We start from the raw sequence: 3,259 nt of genomic DNA, 5'->3' as shown, positions 1-3,259 counted from the left end.
GGCGAGGTTGTGTCGGCTGGGCGGGCGACCGCAGGCGCGGCTGAGCCGGGGGCCGAGCCCGGGGCTGGGTTCGCCACCGTCTCCGGGGACGCCGAAAGCCGGGCTGGGCTCGCGAGCGTGGGCGCGGCTGAGCCGGAGGCCGAGGCTCAGCCTGTGCCGCCCGGGTCCGCAGGCGCGGTTGAGCCGGGGGGCGAGCCCGGGGCTGCACTCTTATCCGAGGCTGGGAACGGGACTTGGGCCGGGGGCGGTGTGCCGTCCGGGTCGGGCACTGGGGCCGGGTCGTGGGTCGGGCCTGGGCCGGGGCCCGTGGCCGTGGCCGGGAGTGGTGCTCGGGACGGGGGCGAGGGCCAGTCCGTGCCGGCGGGGCCCGCGGCCGTGGCCGAGGCCGGGTCGTGGGGTGGGTTCGGGGATGGGCTCGTACCCGGGGCTGGGAACGGGACTTGGGCCGGGGACAGTGTGCCGTCGGGGTCGGGCACTGGGGCCGGGTCGTGGGTCGGGCCTGGGCCGGGGCGCGTGGCCGGGAACGGTGCTCGGGACGGGGACGGGGGCGGGGAGGGGGGCGAGGGCGAAGGCCACTCCGTGCCGGCGGGGCCCGCGGCCGTGGCCGAGGCCGGGTCGTGGGGTGGGCCCGGGGATGGGCTCGTACCCGCAGCCGCGGGGCGGGGCGGGGCCGAAGAAGCACGGGCCGTGATGCCGCCTGGGCCCGTAGCCGGGGCCGCGTCGTGGGCCGCGCCCGGGCTCGCGGCCCCGGCAGCGGCTGAGCCTTGGGGCGAGCCCGGGCCCGGGCTCGTCACCCCAGCCGACGCCGGGCCCTGGGCCGGGGGCGCGGTCCAGGCCGGTTCCGCCGGGCCCGCGGCAGGCGAGAGGCCGCCGTTGCCCCGGCGGCGGGCTCAGGAGCATCTCGCGCCCCAGCTGCGCGAGGCGCCCGTGCCCCGGCCGGCCGCCCACACCGATCAGCCCGTACACGACCCCGGCCTGATGGCCTCCTTCCAACGGGGCTTCGGCCGCGCGCAGTCGGAGAACCAGCTATGACCCCCACCCCTCACCTCAGCAAGGAGCGCACCCCCATGGGCGGCGAAGTGGCAACGAAAACCGGCAACCGGCTCTCGGACCTCGACTGGCTGCTCAGCGGCCTGGTGCAGCGCGTGCCGTACACGCGCAGCGCCGTACTCCTCACCGCCGACGGCCTCGTCACCTGCGTGCACGGCCTCGACGCGGACAGCGCCGACCACCTGGCGGCGCTCGCGTCAGGCCTGTACTCGCTGGGACGCAGCGCCGGCTCCCGCTTCGGGGACGGAGCCGAGGTGCGGCAGGTCGTCGTCGAGCTCGACACCGCGCTCGTCTTCGTCTCCGCAGCCGGGTCCGGCACCTGCCTGGCCGTGCTCGCGGACCGCGACGCCGACGCCGGAGTGCTCGGCTACGAGATGGCGATGCTGGTCAAGAGCGTGCGTCCATACCTGGCCGCACCGCCGCGCCGGCCCGTCGCCGACCCGGAGCGATGAGGGGCCGCGCGAGGGGGGCAGCGGGGATCACGCGTGACACACCATGGCTCGACGACTCGGCGGGCAGGGTGATGCGCCCGTACACCGCCAGCGGCGGGCGGACCCGGCCGGGCGTCGCACTCGACCTGCTCTCGCTGATGACCGCGACCGGGGTACGGCCGCGCGGCCCGCTGGGGGCGGAGCACACCCACGCCCTGCGGCTGTGCGCGGGAGCCGCGGCGGTCACGGTCGCCGAGGTGGCCGGCCAACTGCGGCTGCCCGCCGTGGTGGTGAAGGTGCTGCTGTCCGATCTGATGGAACACGGCGCCGTCATGGCACAGGCGCCGCGGTTCCCGGGCGGCCGCTCGTTCGCCGCCGATGACCAGTCCCTGCTCCGGGCGGTGCTCGATGGTCTCCACAAACGGCTGTGACGCGCCCGCCCCCGGCTCCCCGCCCACGACGCTGAAGATCCTGGTCGCGGGCGGGTTCGGGGCGGGCAAGACCACCTTCGTGAGCGCGGTCAGCGAGATCGAGCCGCTGAGCACGGAGGAGCTGCTGAGCGACGTCGGCCAGACCGCCGACCGGCTGGAAGGGGTCGAGGCCAAGACCACGACCACCGTCGCGCTGGACTTCGGCCGGATCACGCTCGACCAGCGCCACGTGCTCTACCTCTTCGGCACGCCCGGGCAGCACCGCTTCTGGTTCCTGTGGGAGGAGCTGTGCGCGGGTGCGCTCGGGGCGGTGGTGCTCGCCGACACCCGTCGCCTCGCCGACTGCTTCCCCGCCGTGGACTTCTTCGAGCGGCGCGGGATCGGATTTGTCATCGCCGTCAACGAGTTCGACGGCGGCCACCGTTACGGGCCCGAGGAGGTGCGCGAAGCGGTGGGCCTCGGGCCCGAGGTGCCCGTCGTACGGTGCGACGCGCGCCTGACCAGTTCCGGGACGGGGACGCTCGCCGCCCTCGTCCGCCATCTCCTGTGCATGTCCACGGCCAGCTCTCCGTGGCCCAGCTCTTCGTCAGTCAGCTCTTCGTCTTCGGAGTCGGGGGAACCGCCATGACGTACTACGAATCGACCGGACACCTGCTGCTCACACCTGTGGACCGGGACGCGCCCGCGCGCGTCGTCCGGCTGCGGGAACTGGGCCTGGGCGAGCGGGTGGACGCCGAACTGGACGCCTTCGCGCGGCGCGTCGCGGACGCGCTCGCCGCGCCGTACGCGGGGGTCAACTTCATCGGCGAGGAACGGCAGTTCTTCGCCGGGCTGCACCACGCGGCCGAGGCGCCGGCGAGCGGCTACCCCGCGCGGGTGCTGGCCCGTGACCACGGCTACTGCCCGCATGTGGTGGTGCGGCGGCGGGCGCTGGTGCTGGAGGACGTACGGGACTTCGCACGCTTCGCGGGCAACGCGGTCGTGGACGAGAGCGGGGTGCGTTCGTACGTGGGCGCGCCGCTGACGGACCGGCGCGGGATCGTGCTGGGCACGGTGTGCGCCGTGGACGTGGTGCCGCGCCGGTGGGGGACGGAGGGGCTCGCCACCGCGAAGGCCCTGGCGGCGGAGCTGGTGGAGCTGGTGCACGCCCGGGAGGACCGGCGGCGGACGGCGTAGGGCAGTGGTGCGAGGCGGCCTTGAGCCGTTGTGCACCCCGGTGCGAAGCCGTCGTGCGGCGGTGCAGGACGGCCGATGAAGCTCCTATTGGCTGTCAAGCAGCGGTGAGCCAGTCGCGGTAGGCGTTGGCGAGGTTGTCGTCGCGGCGGGTGCCGCGTTCGATGCAGGAGA

4 protein-coding genes are annotated in these 3,259 nt (G+C 75.4%); all 4 read left to right on the top strand.

What is annotated here, in order from left to right:
* The first annotated feature begins 1,067 nt into the window (after positions 1-1,067).
* The 4 genes from AB0D48_RS05685 (at position 1,068) to AB0D48_RS05670 (ending at position 3,088) form a co-directional block, all read left to right on the top strand.
* The gene (locus tag AB0D48_RS05685) at positions 1,068-1,502 is read left to right on the top strand and encodes a roadblock/LC7 domain-containing protein (protein ID WP_362391697.1); all 435 of its coding nucleotides are present in this window, start codon (positions 1,068-1,070) and stop codon (positions 1,500-1,502) included.
* 71 nt (positions 1,503-1,573) lie between these two features.
* Positions 1,574-1,912 (top strand): DUF742 domain-containing protein, encoded by a 339-nt coding sequence (locus AB0D48_RS05680; RefSeq protein WP_362391139.1) that lies wholly within the window; start codon positions 1,574-1,576, stop codon positions 1,910-1,912.
* Positions 1,890-2,540 carry an ATP/GTP-binding protein gene (locus AB0D48_RS05675; RefSeq protein WP_362391137.1) on the top strand — a complete coding sequence of 217 codons (651 nt, stop codon included), beginning with the start codon at positions 1,890-1,892 and terminating at the stop codon, positions 2,538-2,540. The genes AB0D48_RS05680 and AB0D48_RS05675 overlap by 23 nt, the downstream gene beginning before the upstream one ends.
* Entirely contained in the window at positions 2,537-3,088 is a 552-nt protein-coding gene (locus AB0D48_RS05670) for a GAF domain-containing protein (RefSeq protein WP_362391135.1), read from the top strand. The genes AB0D48_RS05675 and AB0D48_RS05670 overlap by 4 nt, the downstream gene beginning before the upstream one ends.
* Positions 3,089-3,259: the final 171 nt, after the last annotated feature.

This window comes from Streptomyces sp. NPDC048269 (assembly GCF_040652395.1).
Taxonomy (GTDB): Bacteria; Actinomycetota; Actinomycetes; order Streptomycetales; family Streptomycetaceae; genus Streptomyces.
The sequence above is the reverse complement of the archived record's forward strand: the minus strand, read 5'-3'. Positions and strand labels throughout refer to the sequence as shown.